22 protein-coding genes are annotated in these 23,128 nt (G+C 63.5%); 14 read left to right on the plus strand and 8 right to left on the minus strand.

Annotated features, from left to right (window positions below):
• The first annotated feature begins 3 nt into the window (after positions 1-3).
• The 5 genes from ugpE to AC070A_RS10495 all read left to right on the plus strand — a co-directional run bounded on the left by ugpE (position 4) and on the right by AC070A_RS10495 (position 5,860).
• Entirely contained in the window at positions 4-846 is an 843-nt protein-coding gene (ugpE, locus tag AC070A_RS10475; RefSeq protein WP_057247932.1) for a sn-glycerol-3-phosphate ABC transporter permease UgpE, read from the plus strand.
• A gap of 66 nt (positions 847-912) precedes the next feature.
• Positions 913-2,025 (plus strand): sn-glycerol-3-phosphate import ATP-binding protein UgpC, encoded by a 1,113-nt coding sequence (locus tag AC070A_RS10480; RefSeq protein WP_057247933.1) that lies wholly within the window; start codon positions 913-915, stop codon positions 2,023-2,025.
• On the plus strand, positions 2,022-3,011 hold the full coding sequence (locus AC070A_RS10485) for an exonuclease/endonuclease/phosphatase family protein (RefSeq protein ID WP_057247934.1): 990 nt from the start codon (positions 2,022-2,024) through the stop codon (positions 3,009-3,011). Before AC070A_RS10480 ends, AC070A_RS10485 begins: the two co-directional genes overlap by 4 nt.
• A gap of 146 nt (positions 3,012-3,157) precedes the next feature.
• On the plus strand, positions 3,158-4,105 hold the full coding sequence (gshB, locus tag AC070A_RS10490) for a glutathione synthase (protein WP_057247935.1): 948 nt from the start codon (positions 3,158-3,160) through the stop codon (positions 4,103-4,105).
• A gap of 222 nt (positions 4,106-4,327) precedes the next feature.
• The gene (locus tag AC070A_RS10495) at positions 4,328-5,860 is read left to right on the plus strand and encodes a YifB family Mg chelatase-like AAA ATPase (protein WP_113479344.1); all 1,533 of its coding nucleotides are present in this window, start codon (positions 4,328-4,330) and stop codon (positions 5,858-5,860) included.
• Between the two features lie 65 nt (positions 5,861-5,925).
• Here the strand turns inward: AC070A_RS10495 and cysK are convergent, their stop codons facing one another.
• The gene (cysK, locus tag AC070A_RS10500; RefSeq protein ID WP_057247937.1) at positions 5,926-6,894 is read right to left on the minus strand and encodes a cysteine synthase A; all 969 of its coding nucleotides are present in this window, start codon (positions 6,892-6,894) and stop codon (positions 5,926-5,928) included.
• Between the two features lie 136 nt (positions 6,895-7,030).
• The gene (locus AC070A_RS10505; protein WP_057247938.1) at positions 7,031-7,648 is read right to left on the minus strand and encodes a LysE family translocator; all 618 of its coding nucleotides are present in this window, start codon (positions 7,646-7,648) and stop codon (positions 7,031-7,033) included.
• Between the two features lie 175 nt (positions 7,649-7,823).
• On the opposite strand from AC070A_RS10505, the gene AC070A_RS10510 reads away from it, so the two are divergent.
• The gene (locus AC070A_RS10510) at positions 7,824-8,456 is read left to right on the plus strand and encodes a LysE family translocator (protein ID WP_057247939.1); all 633 of its coding nucleotides are present in this window, start codon (positions 7,824-7,826) and stop codon (positions 8,454-8,456) included.
• Between the two features lie 22 nt (positions 8,457-8,478).
• On the opposite strand, the gene AC070A_RS10515 is transcribed toward AC070A_RS10510, so the two are convergent.
• Both AC070A_RS10515 and AC070A_RS10520 read right to left on the minus strand, forming a co-directional pair.
• A complete protein-coding gene (locus AC070A_RS10515) occupies positions 8,479-8,784 on the minus strand; it encodes an NIPSNAP family protein (protein WP_057247940.1) in 306 nt (101 codons plus the stop codon).
• Positions 8,781-9,695, minus strand: coding sequence for a DMT family transporter (locus AC070A_RS10520; protein ID WP_057247941.1), 915 nt, complete (start codon positions 9,693-9,695; stop codon positions 8,781-8,783). The genes AC070A_RS10515 and AC070A_RS10520 overlap by 4 nt, the downstream gene beginning before the upstream one ends.
• A gap of 131 nt (positions 9,696-9,826) precedes the next feature.
• Here AC070A_RS10520 and AC070A_RS10525 point away from each other — a divergent pair, with 131 nt between their 5' ends.
• Positions 9,827-10,264 carry an Lrp/AsnC family transcriptional regulator gene (locus tag AC070A_RS10525; RefSeq protein ID WP_057248242.1) on the plus strand — a complete coding sequence of 146 codons (438 nt, stop codon included), beginning with the start codon at positions 9,827-9,829 and terminating at the stop codon, positions 10,262-10,264.
• Between the two features lie 107 nt (positions 10,265-10,371).
• Here AC070A_RS10525 and dut read toward each other — a convergent pair whose 3' ends face one another.
• Entirely contained in the window at positions 10,372-10,845 is a 474-nt protein-coding gene (gene dut / locus AC070A_RS10530; RefSeq protein WP_057247942.1) for a dUTP diphosphatase, read from the minus strand.
• A 91-nt stretch (positions 10,846-10,936) separates the two neighbouring features.
• Here dut and AC070A_RS10535 point away from each other — a divergent pair, with 91 nt between their 5' ends.
• Entirely contained in the window at positions 10,937-12,520 is a 1,584-nt protein-coding gene (locus AC070A_RS10535) for a peptide chain release factor 3 (protein WP_057247943.1), read from the plus strand.
• A 77-nt stretch (positions 12,521-12,597) separates the two neighbouring features.
• Here the strand turns inward: AC070A_RS10535 and AC070A_RS10540 are convergent, their stop codons facing one another.
• The 3 genes from AC070A_RS10540 to AC070A_RS10550 all read right to left on the minus strand — a co-directional run bounded on the left by AC070A_RS10540 (position 12,598) and on the right by AC070A_RS10550 (position 15,144).
• Positions 12,598-13,296, minus strand: coding sequence for a B3/B4 domain-containing protein (locus AC070A_RS10540; protein ID WP_057247944.1), 699 nt, complete (start codon positions 13,294-13,296; stop codon positions 12,598-12,600).
• A gap of 33 nt (positions 13,297-13,329) precedes the next feature.
• The gene (locus AC070A_RS10545) at positions 13,330-14,247 is read right to left on the minus strand and encodes a DMT family transporter (RefSeq protein WP_113479345.1); all 918 of its coding nucleotides are present in this window, start codon (positions 14,245-14,247) and stop codon (positions 13,330-13,332) included.
• A gap of 90 nt (positions 14,248-14,337) precedes the next feature.
• Complete coding sequence (locus AC070A_RS10550; RefSeq protein WP_057247946.1) at positions 14,338-15,144, minus strand: AraC family transcriptional regulator; 807 nt, start codon at positions 15,142-15,144, stop codon at positions 14,338-14,340.
• Between the two features lie 177 nt (positions 15,145-15,321).
• On the opposite strand from AC070A_RS10550, the gene AC070A_RS10555 reads away from it, so the two are divergent.
• The 6 genes from AC070A_RS10555 (at position 15,322) to nirB (ending at position 23,128) form a co-directional block, all read left to right on the plus strand.
• Entirely contained in the window at positions 15,322-15,909 is a 588-nt protein-coding gene (locus AC070A_RS10555; protein ID WP_058324614.1) for an ANTAR domain-containing response regulator, read from the plus strand.
• Positions 15,910-15,947: 38 nt separating this feature from the next.
• Positions 15,948-17,249: a CmpA/NrtA family ABC transporter substrate-binding protein gene (locus AC070A_RS10560; RefSeq protein ID WP_082615708.1), complete on the plus strand. Its 1,302-nt coding sequence runs from the start codon at positions 15,948-15,950 to the stop codon at positions 17,247-17,249.
• Between the two features lie 346 nt (positions 17,250-17,595).
• On the plus strand, positions 17,596-18,888 hold the full coding sequence (locus tag AC070A_RS10565; protein WP_057247948.1) for a CmpA/NrtA family ABC transporter substrate-binding protein: 1,293 nt from the start codon (positions 17,596-17,598) through the stop codon (positions 18,886-18,888).
• Positions 18,889-18,952: 64 nt separating this feature from the next.
• Positions 18,953-19,846 carry a nitrate ABC transporter permease gene (ntrB, locus tag AC070A_RS10570; RefSeq protein ID WP_082615709.1) on the plus strand — a complete coding sequence of 298 codons (894 nt, stop codon included), beginning with the start codon at positions 18,953-18,955 and terminating at the stop codon, positions 19,844-19,846.
• A gap of 14 nt (positions 19,847-19,860) precedes the next feature.
• Positions 19,861-20,661 carry an ABC transporter ATP-binding protein gene (locus AC070A_RS10575; RefSeq protein WP_057247949.1) on the plus strand — a complete coding sequence of 267 codons (801 nt, stop codon included), beginning with the start codon at positions 19,861-19,863 and terminating at the stop codon, positions 20,659-20,661.
• A 4-nt stretch (positions 20,662-20,665) separates the two neighbouring features.
• Complete coding sequence (nirB, locus tag AC070A_RS10580; protein WP_057247950.1) at positions 20,666-23,128, plus strand: nitrite reductase large subunit NirB; 2,463 nt, start codon at positions 20,666-20,668, stop codon at positions 23,126-23,128.

The raw sequence follows: 23,128 nt of genomic DNA on the forward strand, positions 1-23,128 counted from the left end.
CCGATGTATCGCACCAAGATTTTCGACCACGTCATCCTGCTCTTCGGCGTCTTCATCATGGTGGCGCCGGTCGTCGTCGCCTTCATGACCTCGACGCACGAGGCAGCCGATATCCACCGCAATGGCCTCAGCCTCACCTGGGGCGGCCATTTCGTCGAGACCTACCAGACGGTCTTGACCCGTCAAGGCGGCTTCACCGGCAAGATCACCGGCTTCAACATGATGCTGAACTCGATGATCCTCGGCTTAGGTTTCGCCGTCGGCAAGATCGTGCTCTCGATGCTCGCGGCCTATGCGCTGGTCTATTTCCGCTTTCCGCTGGCGACCTTCTTCTTCTGGGTAATCTTCACCACGCTGTTGCTTCCGCTCGAAGTGCGCATCCTTCCGTCCTACGAAGTGATGAACACGCTGAAGCTGACCAACACCTACACCGGCCTGATCGTGCCGCTGCTCGCCTCGGCGACGGGTACGTTCTACTTCCGGCAGTTCTTCAAGTCGGTGCCGGACGAGCTGCTTGAGGCGGCGCGCATCGATGGCGCCGGGCCGTTCAAGTTCTTCATCGACGTGCTCGTGCCACTGTCGCGCACCATGATGGCGGCGATCTTCATCATCATGTTCGTCTACGGCTGGAACCAGTACCTCTGGCCCACATTGATGACCACCGACGAAGGCTTCTTCACCCTGGTTCGCGGCATCAAGCAGATCCTGCTTGTCTGGGTCGGCTCGAACATCCCCGACTACAACGAGGCCTTTGCACTGGCGATCCTCGCCATGCTGCCGCCTGTGATGATCGTCGTGATCTTCCAGCGCTGGTTCATCAAGGGCCTGACCGAAAGCGACAAGTAAGCGGAGTGGAGGCGGGACAACTGTCCCGCCCGCTTCTGAAACGGTACCATTTTAACGGAGGCAGCCATGGCGGCCATTACCATCGCCGAGGTCTCGAAGATCTATCACGGCAATGTCGAGGCGGTGAAATCCGTCTCGATCGATATCGAGGACGGCGAGTTCATCGTGCTGGTCGGCCCGTCCGGCTGCGGCAAGTCCACGCTTTTGCGCATGGTCGCCGGGCTCGAGACGATTTCGAAGGGCACGGTGACCATCGGTTCGCGCGTCATCAACGACGTCGATCCGGCCGAGCGCGACATCGCCATGGTCTTCCAGAACTATGCGCTCTATCCGCACATGACCGTCTACGACAACCTCGCCTATGGCCTGAAGAACCGCAAGACGCCCAAGGCCGAGATCGATGCCCGCGTCGCCGAAGCCGCGCGGATGCTGGAAATCGAGCCCTATCTCGCGCGCAAGCCGCGCGCCCTTTCCGGTGGCCAGCGTCAGCGCGTCGCCATGGGCCGCGCGATCGTGCGCAAGCCGGCGGCCTTCCTGTTCGACGAGCCGCTCTCCAACCTCGACGCCAAGCTGCGCGTCTCGATGCGCGGCGAGATCAAGCGCCTGCAGAAGCGCCTCGGCACGACCTCGCTCTACGTCACCCACGACCAGCTCGAAGCGATGACGCTCGCCGACCGGCTGGTGGTGCTGAACGGCGGCCGGATCGAGCAGATCGGCCGTCCGCTCGACGTCTACCACCGTCCGGCCTCGACCTTCGTCGCGAGCTTCATCGGCTCGCCGGCGATGAACCTGATCAAGGGCCAGATCGAGGGCGGCAGCCTGCAGATCGGCCTCTACAGGATTGAGCTTGGCAGCCGCGCCCCGGTCGAAGGCGCTGTGACCGTCGGCCTGCGCGCCGAGGACCTCCGGCTTGCCGGTGTCGGCGAGGATGCGATGCTGTTCCAGGTCGACTATGTCGAGGAGCTCGGTGCTCAGCGGCTCGTGCACGGCACCATCGAGGGCCAACCTCTGACGATAGCGCTCTCTCCGGAAATGCCGCTTTCCGGTGATCTCGCCGTGACGATTGCCGTCGACCGCCTGCACTTCTTCTCGCCCGAAACCGGCAAGCGGCTGGAACGGGGCACGTCTTTTGCCGGTGATGCACCGGCGCAGAACCTTCGGCTGGAGACGGCATCGTGATCCATGAAGCCGTTGAGCAGCTTGCCGTTCCATCGCTCGAACTGCGTGCAGGATTTGCTTCGATGCTGCGCACCATTGCGGCCCATGACGCCGCCATGGCCGCGCGACCGGAAATGAACAGCATCGAGGTCGGCGCCGCGCCGTCCTCGACCGCGCCGCTCGCCTTTCCCTTCACCGTCGCTGCCTGGAACCTGGAGCGCTGCCTGTTCGCACCGGAAAGTGCTGGACATCTCGCAGCAACCAAGGCCCCAGTCGTGCTGCTATCGGAAATGGACAACGGCATGGCCCGCACCGGCCAGCGCCATCCGACCGCCGAAGTCGCTGCTATACTCGGCATGCAATATGCCTATGGCATCGAATTCATTGAGATGGGCCTCGGCTCCGATACCGAGCGCGCGTTCTGCGAGGATGATTTCAACGCCAGGGGCTTTCACGGCAATGCGCTGATGGCTTCGGTGCCGCTCGGCCGGCCCTTCATGCTGCGCCTCTGGGGCGAGCGTCTCTGGTTCACCGATGGCGAACAGCCGCGTCTCGGCGAGCGTTTCGCGATCGGTGCCGTTATCGAGACCGAGTCAGGCCCCTTCGTCGCCGTCTCCACCCATCTTGAAAGCGCGACGACCGCGGCCTACCGCGAACGCCAGGTCAGGGAATTGATCGATGCGCTCGACGAAGCCTTTCCCGGTCTGCCGGTGCTGATCGGCGGCGATCTCAACACCGGCAACCATGCTGGCGGCGACTTCGAAGCCGAAGGGCTCTTTGCGATGAGCGCTGCCCGCGGCTTCACCCGTCACGGTGGACCACTTGAGGTGATGACCACCCGGCCGAGCCTGATCACCCGTTGGCCGGAGCGCGCGATGAAGCTCGACTGGTTCCTCGCGCGCGGCCTGAAGATCGGCGAAACCAGGATCATTCCCTCGCTCGATGAAACCGGCCGGCCGCTTTCGGATCACGATCTCATCACCTGCGTGGTCGAAGGCTTCGAATAGGCTCAGCTCTCCTTGCCTAAGGCACGCCCGCATTCTACATGTCGAGGGCTTTTCCAGTGCGGGAGAGGGCAGCGGTTTTCTCGTCCTCTTCCGTTCTGACGATTTGAAATCGATCACGCTTGGCGTGATCCACAGGGGACGGGAAGATGGCGAAAATCGTCAATGTCGGGGTCCAGATGGACCATGTGTCGGGCATCAATATTGCGGGTGATTCTACCTTCGCCATGAGCCTCGAGGCACAGTCGCGCGGCTACCGCCTTTTCCACTACACGCCCGAAAAACTGTCGCTGCGCGACGGCAAGGTCTATGCGAGCGTGCAGCAGATGACGCTGCGCGACGTCAAGGGCGATCACTTCACGCTTGGCGAAGCCGAACGCGTCGATCTGTCGACCATGGACGTCATCCTGCTCCGCCAAGATCCGCCCTTTGACATGGGCTACATCACCTCGACGCATCTTCTGGAACGCCTGCATCCGAAGACGCTGGTTGTCAACGATCCGGCCTGGGTGCGCAATTCGCCGGAGAAGATCTTCGTCACCGAATTCGCCGACCTGATGCCGAAGACGCTGATCACCCGCGACCCCCAGGAGATCGCCAGCTTCCGCCAGGAGATGGGCGACATCATCCTGAAGCCGCTCTACGGCAATGGCGGCGCCGGTGTCTTCCATTCGACCCGTGACGACCGCAACCTGTCTTCCCTTCTGGAAATGTTCGGCCAGATGTTCCGTGAGCCCTTCATCGCCCAGGAATACCTGCCGGCGGTACGCAAGGGCGACAAGCGCATCCTGCTCGTCGACGGTGAGCCGGTCGGCGCCATCAACCGCGTTCCGGCCGAACATGATGCGCGCTCCAACATGCATGCCGGCGGTCGGCCGGAGGCGACCGAGCTTACGGCGCGCGAAAGGGAAATCTGCGCCCGCATCGCTCCGGCGCTGAAAGCCCGCGGCTTCCTCTTCGTCGGCATCGACGTCATCGGCGACTACATGACCGAGATCAACGTCACGTCGCCGACCGGCATCCGCGAAGTCAAGAAGTTTGGCGGCGCCGATGTTGCGAGCCTGCTCTGGGACGCGATCGAGCGCAAACGCGCCTGATCCGGCGCTTCCGGTAGAACCTGTCTCCGGATGACGGAGATTGCCGCGGCTTCCGCCCGCGGCTGCGGGGGTGCGCCCTTGCCAACGGCAGCGCGTAGGTCTTGCCTCAGATGTTCCGTAATTGTTCTTGTTTTTGTGCGTGAACCGTGCAAGGCTCCGTCTTGCAACCCAAGGCGGTTGCGGCGCCCGTAATGACGGGACGCCCGGGGCGAGGGAGCAACCATGGTCGCGCGCGTCAGCACGGTCGCATTTCAGGGTATCGAGGGTCTGCCGGTCGACGTTCAGGTGATGATCGCGCCGGGCAAAGTCGGCATGCAGATCGTCGGCCTGCCGGACAAGGCGGTGGCCGAAAGCCGCGAGCGGGTGCAGGCAGCGCTTCATGCTTCGGGTCTGGCGCTGCCGGCCAAGCGCGTCACCGTCAATCTCGCCCCCGCCGATCTGCCGAAGGAGGGCAGCCACTTCGATCTTGCGATCGCGCTCGGCCTGATGGCGGCGCTCGGGGCCATCCCCGGCGATGCGCTGGCGCCCTATGTCGTGATCGGCGAGCTCAATCTCGACGGCACCATTGCCGCCGTTGCCGGCGCGCTTCCCGCCGCCATCGGCGCCAATGCGCTCGGCAAGGGGCTGATCTGCCCGGCCGAAAGCGGGGCGGAGGCGGCCTGGGCAGGTGCGGAGATCGACATTCTCGCGCCGCGCAGCCTGATCGCGATCGCCAATCATTTCCGCGGCACGCAGGTGCTGTCGCGGCCCCAGGCCGCGATCCGCTCGGGCGCTGCCAACCTGCCCGATCTCGCCGACATCAAGGGACAGGAAAGCGCCAAGCGGGCGCTGGAGGTGGCTGCTGCTGGCAACCACAATCTGTTGATGGTGGGACCGCCGGGATCGGGGAAATCGATGCTCGCCGCACGGCTGCCGTCGATCCTGCCGCCGCTCAATCCGGCCGAGCTGCTCGAAGTGTCGATGATCCACTCGATCGCCGGGCAGTTGCCGGGCGGCAAACTCTCGGACCGGCGGCCGTTCCGCACGCCGCACCATTCCGCAACCATGGCCGCCATGGTCGGTGGCGGCTTGCGCGCCAAGCCCGGCGAGGCCTCGCTCGCCCATCATGGCGTCTTGTTCCTGGACGAGTTTCCGGAGTTCACGCCGCAGGTGCTCGACGCACTGCGCCAGCCGCTCGAAACCGCGGAATGCATCATCGCCCGCGCCAATCACCGGGTGAGCTATCCCGCCGCCATCCAGCTCGTCGCCGCCATGAACCCCTGTCGCTGTGGCATGGCCGGCGAGCCCGGACGCAGCTGCGCCCGCGGCCCGCGCTGCATGACCGATTACCAGGCGCGCATCTCCGGCCCGCTGATGGACCGCATCGATATCCGCATCGACGTGCCTGCCGTCAGTGCCGCCGATCTGTTGAAGCCGGCTGCAGCCGAAAGCAGTGAGGTCGTCGCCCGTCGGGTTGCCCGCGCCCGTGCCCTGCAGACCGACCGCTTCGCTGCCCTCGGTCATCCGGAGTTAACGAGCAACGCCCGGTGTTCGACATCGATGATCGAGAAGATCGCCGAGCCCGACGCGGCCGGCCTGCAACTCCTCCGGGATGCCGCCGAGAAGATGAAATTTTCTGCGCGCGGCTATCATCGTGTGCTGAAGGTCGCACGCACGCTCGCCGATCTCGATGGCGCGCAGACGGTCGGCCGCATCCATCTGGCCGAAGCGATTTCCTACCGCATTGCCGGCGAGAGGCTGCAGGCGGCGGCGTAGAGGTCGGTTCGAAACAAAAGGGCGCCGCGAGGCGCCCTTTCCTTTCGTGGGAGAAGGCTTGTCGATCAGCCGCCGAGGCCTTCAAACAGCGCGGTCGAGAGATAGCGTTCGGCAAACGACGGGATGATGACGACGATGGTCTTGCCGGCGTTTTCTTCGCGCTGGCCAACCTCGATCGCCGCCGTCAGTGCTGCGCCGGCGGAGATGCCGACCGGCACGCCTTCGAGCCTGGCGACGAGGCGAGCAGCCTCGATCGCTTCGCCGCTGTTGACGGTGACGATCTCGTCATAAACGGAGGTGTCGAGGATCGCCGGCGCAAAGCCCGCGCCGATGCCCTGGATCTTGTGCGGGCCCGGGTTGCCGCCGGAAAGCACAGGGGACTCTTCCGGCTCGACCGCGATCACCTTGATCGAGGGTTTGCGCGCCTTCAGCACCTGGCCGGCACCGGTAATCGTGCCGCCGGTGCCGATGCCGGACACGAAGATGTCGACAGCACCTTCGGTGTCGTTCCAGATTTCCTCGGCGGTCGTCTTGCGGTGGATTTCCGGGTTGGCCGGGTTCTCGAACTGCTGCGGAATGATGGCGTCGGGCAGCGTCTCGACCAGTTCCTGCGCCTTGGCGATCGCGCCCTTCATGCCCTTGGCACCTTCCGTCAGCACCAGCTCGGCGCCAAAGAGGGCCAGCATCTTGCGGCGCTCGACCGACATCGTTTCCGGCATGGTGAGGATCAGCTTGTAGCCCTTGGCGGCGGCGACGAAGGCGAGCGCGATGCCGGTGTTGCCCGAGGTTGGCTCGATCAGGGTCGTGCGGCCGGGAGTAATCTTGCCCTGGGCTTCCAGGCTCTCGATCATCGCCACGCCGATGCGGTCCTTGACCGAGGCGATCGGGTTGAAGAATTCGAGCTTGGCGAGCAGGTTCGCCTTGACGCCCTTCTCCTTGGCAAGCTTGTCCAGCCGCACGATGGGTGTATCGCCGATCGTCTCCGTGATCGAGGAATAGACGCGGCCGCGGCCGGGCTTGCGTGTGTCGGACATGGGTTTCTCCCTTGGGCGTGAACTGTCAGCTATGAGAATAGGAACAATGACTGCTCAATTCCAGAACGACAAACACGCAGCGACGATTCGCCGGAGGAAAAAGCACCGGCGAAGTTGTTGTTCAGGAAAAGTTTTTTCAGCTCGCGCGGACGGCGATATAGGCGGCCGTTCCCGCCAACACGCTGGCTGCGACCCGGTTCAGTGTTCGGAGCGCCTTTGGCTGCTTGAGCAGCAGACGTGCGCGCGCCGCGAGCAGCATATAGGGAACCAGCACGGCCAACAGCACCAGGAAGGTTGCCGTCAGCAAAAGGCCGTAGTCGCGGGGGCCGATGTCTGCGATGTCGATCAGCGTCGGCACCAGCGCCACATAGAACAGCATCGTCTTCGGGTTGCCGAGGGTGACGAGCAGGCCGGACAGGAAGGACATCACCGGACTCGTCGACGGCTTCGCTTTGATATCCTCGGGCAGCAGCCCCGCGGTCCAGAGTTTCCAGGCGATGTAGCCGAGATAGAGGACGCCTGCAAATTTCACGACCAGGAAGACCGTGGTGAAGGTCTGGGCGATCAGCGCCAGCCCGAGCACGACAGCCGTCAGGTAGATAATGTCGCCGAGTACGATGCCAAGACCCATGAAGAAGGTTTCGCGGAAACCGGAGCCGAGCGCACGGGCGACGAGCGCCGTCACGCCGGGACCCGGTATGGCCGCAGCGATGAAGAGTGCGCCGCTATAGGCAACGAGAGCCGCGAGCGTCATGGACATTCCTTCCGATGGTGATGCCGATTTCTAGCGCAGACGGACAAAAAAGGGAAATCAAGGAACGACGACCGATAGGCGCCTGACGACAAAATTGATCGGGTGACAAGTCTGGCGTTGTCCGCCGACGCGGGATCGGTAGAGCTTGCAGAAAACGAGCGAAAGGCGCCTCTCCATGCCCGAGTTGAAAGATATGATCGGCTTTGCCCTCCTTGCTCTCGGCATGGTGCTGACGCCGGGGCCGAACATGATCTACCTGATCTCGCGTTCGATCAGCCAGGGGCCGGGCGCCGGATTGATCTCGCTCGGCGGCGTTGCGCTCGGTTTCGTCGTCTACATGATTTCGGCCGCACTCGGCATCACCGCGCTGCTTCTCGCCGTTCCCTTTGCCTATGATGCGCTGAGAATTGCCGGCGCCGGCTACCTTCTCTATCTCGCCTGGCAGGCTGTGCGGCCTGGCGGGCGTTCGCCGTTTCAGGTCCGCCATCTGCCGAAGGATGGGCCGAAGAAGCTGTTCGTCATGGGGTTTCTGACGAGCCTGCTCAATCCCAAGGTGGCGGTGCTCTATCTCTCGTTGCTGCCGCAGTTCATCCGGCCGGAACTCGGCAATGTGCTCGGCCAGTCGCTGGTCTTCGGGTCGATTCAGATCATGACCAGCGTTACCGTCAACGCGATGATCGCGCTTGCCGCCAGCGGCATCGCGGCCTTCCTCGCCGGGCGACCGCTGTTCATGGTGGTGCAGCGCTGGGCCATGGGTACGGCGCTTTTCGGCTTCGCGCTGAGCATGGCATCGGAGGCGCGGCGTTAATCCGCGCTTTATCGACCAGGGACTATTCGAAGACCGGCCGCATGAAGCTGCGCTCATAGCTGACGATGCAGCGCGTCTTCTCGGCATAGGCGAAGGCTTCCTGGCATTCCGGATCCGCGGCCATTTCCTGGCGGTAGCTTTCATAGGCCGCAAGGCTCGGAAAGCTGAAGAGCGCGAGCGCGATGTTGTTTGCCCCTTCATGCGGCATGAAATAGCCGTGATGCGTGCCGCCGAGACGGTTGACGAGCGGAATCCAGAGCTTGGCATAGTGCTCGAACTCGGCGGCCTTGTAGGGGTCGATGACGTATTTCAGGTAGCAGGTGATCATGCGGTTCTCCCTTCGCGCTCCCGCTTGATAGAAGAGGGCAGGCGAAGTTTCCAGCCGAGATTCATGCCGGCGGCGGCAATGAGGATGGCGATCGAGCCGAGGATCTGGATCGGTTGCAACTGATGGCCGAAGGCGATGCGATCGACGACGATGGCGGCGATCGGGTAGACGAAGGAGAGCGCGCCGGTCATATGCGTCGGCAGTCGCTGGATCGCGCCATAGAGCAGCACATACATCAGCCCCGTGTGGACGATGCCGACCGTGACCAGGATCGACCATTGCGCGGCACCAGACGGGGCGGGCGCCGCGAGCGCCATCGGCGCCAGCATCAAGGTGCCTGTGATCACCTGGATCAGCGCGATCAGATGCGGCGGCGTACCCTTGAGCAGCTTCGTCGCGATCGCTGCGATCGCGTAGAAGAAGGCCGCGCCGATCGCCAGCGCAACACCCGTCAGATAGCTTTCCGGCGCGAAGCCGTGGCCGGGTTTGGCCGAAATGATCGCCAGCATGCCGGCAAACGAGACCGACAGCCAGAAGATCTTGGTGGCCGTGATCTTCTCGCCGAGGAAGAGCGCACCGAGCCCCAAGAGCATGAAGGGCTGGGTGTTGTAGACCATCGTCGCGATCGAGATCGAGGCGTGGGAATAGGCGGCGAAGAGCAGCAGCCAGTTGACGACGATCGCGACGCCGCCGACGATCGAAAGCAGCAGCATCCGTCGGCTGAAGTGGCGGCGATCGAACAGACCGAGAAACCAGGCAATGCCGACGAGTGTCACGGCGCCGAAGACACAGCGCCAGAAGACGACGCTCGTCACCGGCTGCCCCGACTTCAGCACGAACCAGCCGATGGTTCCGGAAATCAGCATCGCGGCTGTCATCTCGATGCTGCCGCGTTTGAGTTCGGTATTCATGTTCGCCGCTCCATGTTGGTGATCGGAGAATAGCCGGTGCTTGCAGCCTTTCCCATGGATGAACGAAGGCAATTGTGTTATATTGCCTAATTATCGAAGTTCTGTTCGTTACTATGACTTATGGTGCCGTGATGCTGGACGAGATTGACCGACGGATCCTAGACATTCTGGCAGCCAATGCCCGGGTATCGCTGAAGGAGCTGGCGCAGGAGGCAGGCCTTTCCTCGCCGAGTGCTGCGGATCGTCTGCGCAAGCTGGAAGAGCGCGGCGTTCTCGATGGCTTCACCATCGCCCTCAATCCCCAGAAGGTCGGCTATCCCCTGCAGGCGGTCATCCGCGTGCGGCCGATGCCGGGCATGCTGCACATCGTTGAGCGGCTGATCCAGGACACGCCCGAAATCGTAGAATGCGACAAGGTCACCGGCGACGATTGCTTCATCGCCAAGCTCTTCGTGCGCGACATGGCGCAGCTCGACACGATCCTCGACCGGATCGCCGAGAAGGCGCAGACCAACACTTCGATCGTCAAGTCGTCGCCGGTCAAGCGCCGCTTGCCGCCGTTAATTTAAGAGAGCAATTCCAGGAAAAGTGTGAAGCGGTTTTCCGTCCGGAATTGCGTAGACGAGAGCAATTCCAGGAAAAGTGTGAGGCGGTTTTCCGTCCGGAATTGCGTAGATTAAACCCCGGTCGAGCCGAAGCCGCCGGCGCCGCGCGTCGTCTCGCTGGCATTGTCGCTCTCGCGGACAGTCACCTGCGTGACCGGCGCGATCACCATCTGGGCAATGCGCATGCCGCGCTCGATGATGAAGTCTTCGTCAGCGAGATTGATGAGCAGCACCTTCACCTCGCCGCGATAGTCGCTGTCGATGGTGCCGGGTGTGTTGAGGCAGGTGATGCCGTGCTTGAAGGCGAGGCCCGAGCGCGGGCGGATCTGCGCTTCATAGCCCACGGGAACCTCGAAGATGAAGCCGGTCGGAACGAGGGCGCGTTTGCCCGGGGTGAGCATGAGCGGCCGATCGCCGGGAACGGCTGCGCGCAGATCCATGCCGGCGGCGCCTGCCGTCTCATAGGCGGGCAACTCGAGGCCTTCGCCATGCGGCAGGCGAACAAGGTTGAGGGTCGGGCGGGATTCGGATGGGTGCGTGCTCATGACCGCATAAGCCGGGCGGCGGGCGCCTCGGTCAATTGCATAATCGGGGCCGAGCCTGTAAAGGACGCGGCAACTCACAGGATTCTACGACATGGCTGAAACTCTCGCCGAGGCGGTCTCCCGCCGCCGCACATTTGCGATTATCGCCCACCCGGACGCCGGTAAGACCACGCTCACCGAAAAATTGCTGCTGTTCGGCGGCGCCATCCAGCTCGCCGGCGAGGTCAAGGCCAAGAAGGATCGGATCCAGACCCGTTCGGACTGGATGAAGATCGAGCGCGAGCGCGGCATCTCGGTCGTCACCTCGGTGATGACCTTCGAATATGGCGGCAACGTCTTCAACATTCTCGATACGCCCGGTCACGAAGACTTCGCCGACGACACCTACCGCACGCTGACGGCGGTGGATGCCGCGGTCATGGTCATCGACGCCGCCAAGGGTATCGAGCCGCGCACGCTGAAGCTTTTCGAAGTCTGCCGCATGCGCGATATTCCGATCATCACCTTCGTCAACAAGATGGACCGCGAAAGCCGCGATCCCTTCGAGATCCTGGACGAGGTCGAGGAAAAGCTGGCGCTCGACTGCGCGCCCGTCACCTGGCCGATCGGCCGCTCGAAGACCTTCTGCGGCTCCTACAATCTCGCCCACGACACCGTGCGCGGCTCCGACACGCAGGAAATCCCGACCAAAGTCAACGGTCCGGAGATGGCCTCCCATCGCCTGCCGGAAAACGAGCGCGACGTCTTCACCGACGAGCTGACGCTGGCGATCGAGGCCTGCAAGCCCTTCGACAAGAAGGCTTTCCTCGAAGGTCACCTGACGCCGGTGTTCTTCGGTTCGGCGCTGCGCAACTTCGGTGTGCGCGATCTCATCAACGCGCTCGGCGACATCGCACCGCCGCCGCGTGACCAGGTGGCCGATATCCGCACCGTGCACGCCACCGACGACAAGATGACGGCCTTCGTCTTCAAGATCCAGGCCAACATGGACCCGAACCATCGCGACCGTATCGCCTTTGCCCGCGTCTGCTCCGGCAAGCTGGAGCGCGGCATGAAGGCGCGGCTGTCGCGCACCGGCAAGCAGTTGGGCCTCAGTGCCCCGCAGTTCTTCTTCGCGTCGCAGCGCCAGCTCGCCGACACCGCCTATGCCGGCGACGTCGTCGGTATCCCCAACCACGGCACGCTCCGGATCGGCGACACGCTGACCGAGGGCGAGTCGCTGGTGTTCCAGGGCGTGCCGAATTTTTCGCCGGAAATCCTGCGCCGCGTGCGTCTGGAAGATGCAATGAAGGCCAAGAAGCTGAAGGAAGCGCTGCAGCAGATGGCGGAAGAGGGCGTCGTGCAGCTCTTCTCGCCCGAAGACGGCTCGCCGGCAATCGTCGGCGTCGTCGGCGCGCTGCAGCTCGACGTGTTGAAGGAGCGCCTCAGCGCCGAATACGGCCTGCCGGTTTCCTTCGAAATGTCGCGCTTCTCGGTCTGCCGCTGGATCTCGGCTGATCAGCCTGCCGAACTCGACAAGTTCGTCACGGCCCGTCGCGGCGACATCGCCCGCGACCTCGATGGCGACCCGGTGTTCCTGGCGCAGGACAGCTTCTCGCTGCGCTACGAGGCGGAACGCTATCCGGCGATTAAGATGGTCGCGATCAAGGAGTATCACGTCGCCAAGGCGGCGTGATCGATTTCTCGTCCGGCCGGTGCCTGAGGCATCGGCCGGTTTTCCGGCGCCTGCCGCGCCGTGTCGGAACGACTTCCCTAAATCGAAAAATCGAAACGCGGTGACGAGCGATCCAGCATGGCCATGCTCGGGCGAGTGCTCCAAGCTGCAGAGATCGCTTCCGAAAGCGCAGTCATCAAACGCGCGACGTCCTCTCGCGCCGTTTCGTGCATGGCTTCGGCAACGATCAGCGCATGCGCCGTCTGCGGCCGGATCGCCGAATGGCCGCTCTGCCGGTTGGTCCAGCGCCGGGCATGGGCCCGTCCTTCGGCATCCGCGAAGATCACTTCGCCGGGTTCCGGGTTTTCCGTTTCGTCTGCGAAGGTCAGATAGGTCTCGTTGCCGACCGCGCGGCGGACGTGCAGAAAATCGCTGACGTTCGAAAGGTCGAAGACCGCGATGGGAATCGCGGAGGCGAGCGAGGCGGCGTTGCACAGATCGATCAGCGGATGGATCGCCGGCAGGCTGCCTTCTTTCCGGAAGCGCCGGAGCAGCGCCTCGGAGGCGGAGCGATACTGTGTCGGCTTCAGCCCCATCCTGGCAAAGGTTCGGCGCCATGCCTGGATTTCCGGCAGATCGCTTTCCGATCCGGCGCCGAGGCGGTCCTCTGCGATCGCCTGGAAGCGGCGAACATGGTCCTCGACCGAAACTTCGCTGCGTACGTTGTCGATGAAGAGTGCGCCGACGTTGAGCTCCGGGAAGTCGCGCCAGATATCGTCTGCGTGTTGGAAGTGCATGGAGGCCCTCGGATTAGATGCGTTCATTCTGGCTCAAGCCTTCCCTGCCTGAAAGGCGCGCGCTGTCCTTCGGCTGGCGCGGATCTGGGGCACGGTCAGGCCAAGTACGGCGGCGAGCACGCAGCCGATCCCAAGCAACTGATGGGTGCCGACCGGTTCGCCGAGCAGAAGAAAGGCAAAGAGCACGGCAGAGACAGGCGCCAGCGCCGTGAAGACGGAAGCCTCGGTGCCGCTCACCCTTGCGGAGCCGGCATACCAGAGCACGAAGCCCACCACCGTCGGAATGAGCGCATAGTAGAGAACCGCAACGATCGCGCCCTTGTCGATCCGTGCGGCCGAAGGTGCCTCGAAGAGCGCGGGGATGAGGGCGACGGCGAGGCCGAGACCTGCCATCAGCGTCGAAAGGGCAAGCGGAGAGATCTCGGCCCTGACGCGCTTGTTGATGAGGATGAACAGGCCCTCGCAGATGACGGCGCCGAAGATGAGGGCGATGCCGAACGGGGAGTGCGCGGCGCCTTCGCCGGGCTTGAAGACGATGGTAAGCACGCCGGCAGCGGCGAGCACGATCGCCGCAAGCATCCGGCGGTCGGGGCGCTCGCCGAGAAGCAGGATGGCGATTGCGGCGGAAACGATCGGCAGGGTCCCGATCACCACGCCTGCGTCGGTTGCGGACGTCAGGCTCAGGCCGGCGATCAGCAGGGTGGTGTAGCCGACGCTACCGGCACCCGCCTGGGCGATGAGGATCAGCCAGTCGCGCCACCCGAGTTTCGGCCAGGGCGTCTTGGTCAGTCGCATCAAGAGCAGGAACAGCGGGAAGGCGATGGCGAAGCGCAGAGCTGTCGCGGTGAAGGGCGCAAGCCCGGCGGCAATGATCTTGCTGACGATCACCGTGCTGCCGACGAGGATCATCGCCAGCGACAGATAGAGATAGCCCTGAAATTTTTCCGACATGTCCGTTCTCCGTTGCAGTGCCGCGCTGTCGATGCGCAGGTTGAGCAATGCGCCGGAGGGGGAGACGGGTCTTGAACGGAATTGCGGGTGTTACTTCCTGGCCTCGGCATAGGTGCCGGGCGAGAGGCCGTATTTGCTGACGAAGACGCGCGTCATGTGGCTCTGGTCGGCAAAGCCGGCCGCGAATGCGGCCTCTGCCAGCGGTGTGCCTGCGCCGATCAGTCGGCGGGCGAGATCGATGCGGCGCTGGACGATATAGGCATGCGGCGTCAGGCCGACCGCTTTCGCGAAGTTGCGCACCAGCTGGAAGCGGCTGAGCCTCGCCTCGGCGGCGAGGTCGGTAAGCGTGATCGTCGCCGTCGGATCGTCGTCGATCATCGTTTTTGCAGCGGTGACGGTTGCCGGCCTTTCGTGATGCTGGGGTTTCCCGGTGCCAAGAACGTTCGCAAGCAGCAGCAGAAGCTGCTCCTCGCGCCGGATCGTCTCATCCTCTGCTTCGGGACCGGTGATCGCCGTGAACAGTGCCCGGAACTGGTTTGCCGCTTCGGCGTCCTTAAAAGCCGGTGAGGCAAATTCTCCAGCGTCCGAGCGGCCCTGGCTGATATCCGCGGCGGCGGTGGCAATGACGGAAGGATCGAAATAGAGTATGCGCCAGGAACGGCCGGCGTCACCGATCGGTGCGCCGTCGTGCACCTCGCCGGGGTTGACGGTGATCATGTCGCCGGCGCCGGCCTCGACCATGCCGCGGCCGCTGAGCGATTTCTGTGCGCCCTGGTAGATGAGGCCGATGCCGAACTGGTCGTGGGTATGGCGGGCGAAGGAATGGCGCGTTTCCGCCTCCACCGCGTCAATGCCCGCGGTAGCGCTGCGCAGCATCCTGAACTGACCCTTTGCCATCCGCGCGCCGCTCCTTTTACTACGACGTCTTTTACATCGTCCGACCGCATCCCGCTATCGTCCTCAACCTCGCCCAATCGATTGGCGTTTCGCCTAAATTTTATGCATCTAATACAAATGTCAAAACATTAGGCAAATCCTGTTGCGAAAAATGCTGCGCTGCATCATGATCGAGCGATGACGCACCGGGACCTCACCATTCTCGTGATTGACGAGAACGCCATCCGCGCCTCGATCATCGAGGAAGGCTTGCATGAGGCCGGTCATCGCAAGGTCACAGTCATTCACGAGGTCCAGGGCGTCGCGCGCACCATCGACACGCTCAGGCCCGATGTCATCGTCATCGATATCGAAAACCCCAACCGCGACATGATGGAGCATCTGTTCCAGCTCACCCGCACCGTCGGGCGGCCGATCGCCATGTTCGTCGACCGCTCCGATACGGCGTCGATAGAGGCGGCGGTGGAGGCGGGCGTCTCCGCCTATGTGGTCGACGGGCTGAAGAAGGAACGCGTCAAACCGATCCTCGACATGGCCGTCAGCCGCTTTAATGCCTTCAGCCGGCTGCAGCGCGAGCTCGCCGATGCGAAATCGGCGCTGGAAGAGCGAAAGGTGATCGAGCGCGCCAAGGGCATCCTGATGAAGATGCGCGGGCTTTCAGAGGACGAGGCCTTCGCACTGCTGCGCCAGACGGCGATGAACGAAAAGAAGAAGATGTCGGAGATCGCGCAGAGCGTGGTGACGGCCGCGGGCCTGCTGATGTGAGAGCGCGGTTTCCGATGCTGTCGGAAGGAGACACCGGAGTGAACATCATGACGACCATCGACAATTCGCGACCCGGAGCGGCGATGGGTGACGGGCTGCCGGCGCCGGTGAGACTGGGCGGCGAGGGGGCACGGACGATCCGCGCCGGCTTCATTCCGCTGGTCGATGCCGCCGTGCTGATCGTGGCGGCGGAACTTGGCTTCGCGCGCAAGGAGGGGCTGACGCTTGATCTCGTCAAGGATGTCTCCTGGGCCAATGTACGCGACCGCCTCGCCTTTCGTCAGTTCGATATCGCCCATATGCTCTCGCCGATGCCGGTCGCCGCCATGCTCGGCCTCGGCTCCAATCCTTCGCCGACGATCGCCCCTTTCTCGCTCGGGCGCGGCGGCAATGCGATCACGCTTTCCAACCGGCTCTTCGCCCGCATGCAGGAGGAAGGCGCCCTTGGCGAAGTAGAGGATGCGCTCGCCCATGCGCGTGCGCTCGCCGCGGTGCTTGCCCGCATGCGCCAAAGCGGCGAGGCGGCGCCAAGGCTCGGCGTCACCTATCCCTTCTCCTCACACAATTACGAGGTCCGCTACTGGCTTGCCGCAGGCGGCATCGATCCGGACCGCGACGTCAAGCTTGTGGTGGTACCGCCGCCGTTGACCTCGGATGCCCTTGCCGCCGGCGCCATCGATGGTTTCTGCGTCGGCGCGCCCTGGAACATGGTGGCCTCCGAGCGTGGACTCGGGCGCATCGTCGCCGCCAAGCAGGACATTTGGCCATTGGCGCCGGAAAAGGTGATCGGCATGCGGCCCGAATGGGCGGAGAGCAACGCCGAGACCGTATCGCGCCTGCTTCTGGCGCTCGACCAGGCGGCGCGCTGGTGTGATGAGCCGGACAATCGCGGCACGCTTGCCGAACTGCTTGCCGCCCCCCGTTACATCGGTGCCCCGATCGAAATCATCCGCCGGGTTCTCGCCGGAGAGTTCGCCATCGACGCGGCCGGCAACAGGCGTGTGATCGATGATTACTTCGTCTTTCATCGCGACCACGCCAACTACCCCCGTCCCGGCCAGGCGCTCTGGATCTATAGCCAGATGGCGCGCTGGGGACAGGTGCGGCTATCGCCCGAGATGCAGGCGCTGGCGGCTGCCGCCTATCGCCCCGACCTCTATCGCCACGCGCTCGGCGAGGCCGCCGCTCCCGCCGCTCCCGCTATTCGTGTCGAAGGCGAGAGGCCGGGCGAACGCTTCATGGATGGGCACGTTTTCGATCCCGCAGATATCGGGGCCTATGTTCGCACTTTCCCCGTTCGCGCTTTGGCGGAGAGCGTTTCGGTCGAGCAGGAGGGTTGAGGATGGCGCACCATGTTTGTGCAGAATCCCGATGCGGAATGTGTGCACCGCACAATAATTCAGCAGAGTCTACAATAGGCGCATTTATGGGCGCCGCATCTGCATCCGGAAATTACGATTTGAATTCAAACCACTAAGGGGCGTGGCGGCGAACTGGCACGGCCCTTGCTTTTCTAGAAATGCTTCGGTCAACGGCGATTGAAGCTATCTCAAACGCCAGATCGCGTTTGCCAACGACACCGACGTCGCAAGGTTTTTGTTTTCCGAGGGTTCCTCCCGATCCCGGACGCAAGCACCGAGCGGCGTTTTTTTATGTCCGTTATCCGGCCAGCAGAGGAACCTGCGCATGACCAAGTTTTCGACCGGCGGTCTGACCCGCCGAAGCCTGCTGAAGACCACCGCGACCGTTGCGCTCTTCGGCGCGGTCAAGTCGGCCTTCCCATCCGGTGCCTTTGCGCAAGGCTCCGGGCCGGAAACCACCAAGGCCGTGCTCGGCTTCATCGCGCTCACCGACTCGGCACCGCTGATCATCGCCAAGGAGAAGGGCCTCTTCGACAAATACGGCATGACCGAAGTCGAGGTGGTCAAGCAGGCCTCCTGGGGCACGACCCGCGACAACCTGGTGCTCGGCTCCGCCGGCGCCGGCATCGACGGCGCCCATATCCTGACGCCGATGCCCTATCTGATCTCGACCGGCAAGGTCACTCAGAACAACCAGCCGCTGCCGATGGCGATCCTTGCGCGCCTCAACCTCGATGCCCAGGCAATCTCGGTCGGCCAGGCCTATGCCGACCTCAAGGTCGGCCTCGATGCATCCGCGCTCAAGGAAGCTTTCGCCAAAAAGAAGGCCGAAGGTGCCGCCGCCAAGGTGGCTATGACCTTCCCCGGCGGCACCCACGATCTCTGGATCCGCTACTGGCTCGCCGCCAGTGGCATTGATCCCGATAGCGATGTCGAAACCATCGTCGTGCCGCCGCCGCAGATGGTCGCCAACATGAAGGTCGGCACCATGGACTGTTTCTGCGTCGGCGAGCCCTGGAACGAGCAGCTCGTCAACCAGAAGATCGGCTACACCGCCGTCAACACCGCCGAAATCTGGAACGAGCATCCGGAAAAGTCCTTCGCCATGCGCGCCGACTGGGTGGAGAAGAATCCGCGTGCTGCCAGGGCGCTTACCATGGCGATCCAGGAGGCGGCGCAATGGTGCGACGACATGGCGAACAAGGACGAACTGGCGAAGATCGTCGGCAAGCGTAGCTGGTTCAACGTGCCGCCGAAGGACATCGTTGATCGCCTCAAGGGCGAGTACGACTACGGCAATGGCAAGGTCGTCGAACAGAGCCCGCACTTCATGAAGTTCTGGCGCGATCACGCCTCCTATCCCTTCCAGAGCCACGATACCTGGTTCCTCACCGAGAATATCCGCTGGGGCAAGTTTGCGCCCGATACCGACGTCAAGGCGCTCGTCGCCAAGGTCAACCGCGAGGATATCTGGCGTGAGGCCGCCAAGGATCTGGGCGTCACCGACGTGCCGGCTTCCACCTCGCGTGGCGTCGAAAAATTCTTTGACGGCAAGATCTTCGATCCCGCGGATCCGCAAGCCTACCTCAAGAGCCTTTCGATCTCGCGCGTCGCCTGAGCCATCGCCGATGCTGGCCGGCATGGCCCGCCAGCATCCGCTTTCGAATACCAAGGAGAACGGCATGACCGTCACCAACCTCAAACTCAAGGGCCAGTCGGCGCCGCGACCTGCCGCGCGCGTGATCGCCTTTACCCGCTCGGCGAAACCCGGAAGCAGCCGTCCGCTGCTCGAAAGGCTCGCCGCCGGTGCCGCGAACATCGCGCCGCTCATCGTCACGCTGTCGCTGATCCTCATCACCTGGCAGGTTGTCTGTTCGGCGCCCGATTCCAGCCTGCCGTCGCCGGCGCGGGTGCTGGAGGAAAGCTGGGAGCTCATCGCCCATCCCTTCTATATCGGCCAGGGCGTCGACCAGGGTCTCTTCTGGCATATCGCGGCGAGCCTTCAGCGCGTCGCGGTCGGCTATGCGCTCGCAGCGGTCGTCGGCATCGCGCTCGGCGCGCTGGTTGGCCAGAGCCAGCTTGCCATGCGCGGGCTCGATCCGATCTTCCAGGTGCTGCGCACTGTGCCGCCGCTTGCATGGCTGCCTTTGTCACTGGCTGCTTTCCAAGACGGCAACCCCTCGGCGATCTTCGTGATCTTCATCACCGCCATCTGGCCGATCATCATCAATACCGCTGTGGGCATCCGCAACATCCCGCAGGATTATCAGAACGTCGCCAGGGTGCTGCGCCTCAACGCCTTTGAGTACTTTTCGAAGATCATGTTGCCGGCCGCCGCCCCCTACATCTTCACGGGGCTGCGCATCGGCATCGGCCTCTCCTGGCTGGCGATCGTCGCGGCTGAAATGCTGATCGGCGGCGTCGGCATCGGTTTCTTCATCTGGGACGCTTGGAACTCCTCGCTGATCAGCGACATCATCGTCGCGCTGATCTATGTCGGCATCGTCGGTTTCCTGCTCGATCGCCTCATCGCCCTCGTCGGCCGCGTTGTCACCCGCGGCACCGCAACCGCTTGAGAGAGGGGAAAGCCATGACCAAGAGCTATCTTTCGCTGGAACTGATCGACAAGAGTTTTGAACGCGGCGGCGTGCGCACAGAAGTGCTGAAACAGGTGTCGCTCTCTGTGGACAGGGGCGAGTTCATCTCGATCATCGGCCATTCCGGTTGCGGCAAGTCGACCTTGCTCAACATCGTTGCCGGCCTGACGCTGGCGACGACCGGCGTCGTGCTGCTCGACGGCCGGGTCGCTGACGAGCCGGGGCCGGACCGCGCCGTCGTCTTCCAGAACCACTCGTTGCTGCCCTGGCTGACCGTCTACGAGAACGTCCGCCTCGGCGTCGACAAGGTCTTCTCGCGCACCAAGAGCAAGGCCGAGCGCCACGACTGGACGATGCGCAATCTTGAACTCGTGCAGATGGCGCATGCGACGGACAAGCGCCCGTCCGAAATCTCCGGCGGCATGAAGCAGCGCGTCGGCATCGCCCGCGCGCTTGCCATGGAGCCGAAGGTGCTGCTGCTCGACGAGCCTTTCGGTGCGCTGGACGCGCTGACCCGCGCGCATCTGCAGGACCAGGTGATGCAGATCCATGCCGAGCTCGGCAACACGGTGCTGATGATCACCCATGACGTGGATGAGGCGGTGCTGCTTTCCGATCGCATCGTCATGATGACCAACGGCCCATCGGCCCGCATCGGCGAGATCCTCGACGTGCCGCTCGCCCGCCCGCGCCGCCGCATCGAGCTTGCCGGTGACCGAACCTACCTCAAATGCCGCGAAGCCGTGCTCAAGTTCCTCTACGAGCGCCACCGCTTCGTCGAAGCTGCGGAGTGATCCCATGGCTGAACACACCACTGAAAAGCTCGTGATCATCGGCAACGGCATGGCGCCGGGCCGCATGCTGGAAGAACTCTTCGAGAAGGCCTCGGGCCGATACGCGGTGACGATCTTCAACGCCGAGCCGCGCGTCAACTACGACCGCATCATGCTGTCGCCGGTGCTTTCGGGCGAGAAGGACTACGAGCAGATCATCATCCACGGCGACGGATGGTACATCAAGCACGAGATCACGCTCTACAAGGGCCACAAGATCATCGCCATCGACCGTGACGCCAAGACCGTCACCTCCGACCATGGCGTCACCGAGAGTTACGACAAGCTCGTGATCGCGACCGGTTCGGTGCCATTCATCATTCCGGTACCGGGCAAGGACCTGCGCGGTGTCATCACCTATCGCGATCTCGACGATGTGCAGGCGATGCTGCTTGCGGCCCAGTCGCGCGAAAAGGCTGTCGTCATCGGTGGCGGTCTTCTCGGCCTCGAAGCGGCAGCCGGTCTCAATGCACGCGGCATGGACGTCACCGTCCTGCACGTCATGCCGACGCTGATGGAGCGGCAGCTCGACCCGTCCGCCGGCTACCTGCTGCAGAGGGCGGTCGAAGAGCGTGGCATCAAGGTCATCACCAAAGCGAATACCAAGCGGATCGTCGGCGACGAGAAGGTCGAGGGCATTGAACTCGACGACGGCCGGATCATCCCGGCGACACTGGTCGTGATGGCGGTCGGCATCCGACCGAATGTCGGCCTTGCCAAGGAGGCGGGGCTTGCCACCAACCGCGGCATCGTCGTCGACGCCGGTATGCAGACGTCCGACGGCCACATCATGGCGCTCGGCGAATGCGCCGAGGTCGGCGGCATGGTCTATGGCCTGGTGGCGCCGCTGTATGAGATGGCGCGGGTTGCCGCGCGTCACCTGGCCGGCGATCGCAGCGCCGCCTTTGTCCATTCCGATACGCCGACAAAACTGAAGGTGACCGGCATCAACCTCTATTCGGTCGGCGATTTCGCCGACGGCGACGGACGCGAGGAGATCGTCCTTCGCGATGCTACCGCCGGCATCTACAAGCGGCTGGTGCTCAAGGAGAACCGCATCATCGGCACGGTGCTCTACGGCGAGACCGGCGACGGCGCCTGGTTCAACGATCTGATGAAGCGTGGCACCGACATTACCGAAATGCGCGACACGCTGATCTTTGGCCAGGCCTATCAGGGAGGGTCGCCGCTGGACCCTATGGCGGCCGTTGCAGCCTTGCCGGATGATGCGGAAATCTGCGGCTGCAACGGCGTCTGCAAGGGCAAGATTGTCTCGACGATCGCGACCAAGAGCCTGACCTCGCTCGACGACGTGCGCGCCCATACCAAGGCGTCCGCCTCATGCGGCTCCTGTACCGGCCTCGTCGAGCAACTGATGTCGCTGACGCTCGGAGACACCTACAATCCCGCTGCCGTCCAGCCGATGTGCACCTGCACCGAGCTCGGCCATGACGACGTGCGCCGGCTGATCAAGGCCAAGGGGCTGAAGACCATTCCCGCCGTGATGCAGGAGCTGGAGTGGAAGACCTCCTGCGGCTGCGCCAAGTGCCGCCCGGCGCTCAACTACTATCTCGTCTGCGACTGGCCGGACGAATATGCCGACGATTACCAGTCGCGCTTCATCAACGAGCGCGTCCACGCCAATATCCAGAAGGACGGCACCTATTCGGTGGTGCCGCGCATGTGGGGCGGCGTCACCAATTCCGGGGAATTGCGGGCGATCGCCGACGTGGTCGACAAGTTCGATATCCCCCTGGTCAAGGTGACGGGAGGCCAGCGCATCGACCTGCTCGGCATCGAGAAGGAAGACCTGCCGGCGGTCTGGGCGGATCTCGGCAAGGCCGGCTTCGTCTCCGGCCAGGCCTATGCCAAGGGGCTGCGCACGGTGAAGACCTGCGTCGGCTCCGACTGGTGCCGCTTCGGTACCCAGGATTCGACGGGGCTCGGCATCCGCATCGAAAAGTTCATGTGGGGCTCGTGGACGCCGGCCAAGCTGAAGATGGCGGTCTCCGGCTGTCCGCGCAATTGCGCGGAAGCCACCTGCAAGGACATCGGCGTCGTCTGCGTCGACAGCGGCTTCGAGATCCATTTCGCCGGTGCTGCCGGGCTCGACATCAAGGGTACGGAGGTGCTCGGGCTGGTGAAGACCGAAGACGAGGCGCTGGAGCATATCGTGGCGCTGACGCAGATGTACCGCGAACAGGCCCGCTATCTCGAGCGCATCTACAAATGGGCGAAACGCGTCGGCCTAGACGAAATCCGCCGCCAGATCATGGGCGATGCCGACAAGCGCAAGGCCTATTTCGACCGCTTCGTCTTCAGCCAGAAATTCGCCCAGGTCGATCCCTGGTCGGAGCGCGTCTCCGGCAAGGACAAGCACGAGTTCCGGCCGATGGCGACGGTCGGTTTTTCAGAAGCCGCGGAGTGA

This window comes from Ensifer sp. GW101-20A05 (genome assembly GCF_059424735.1).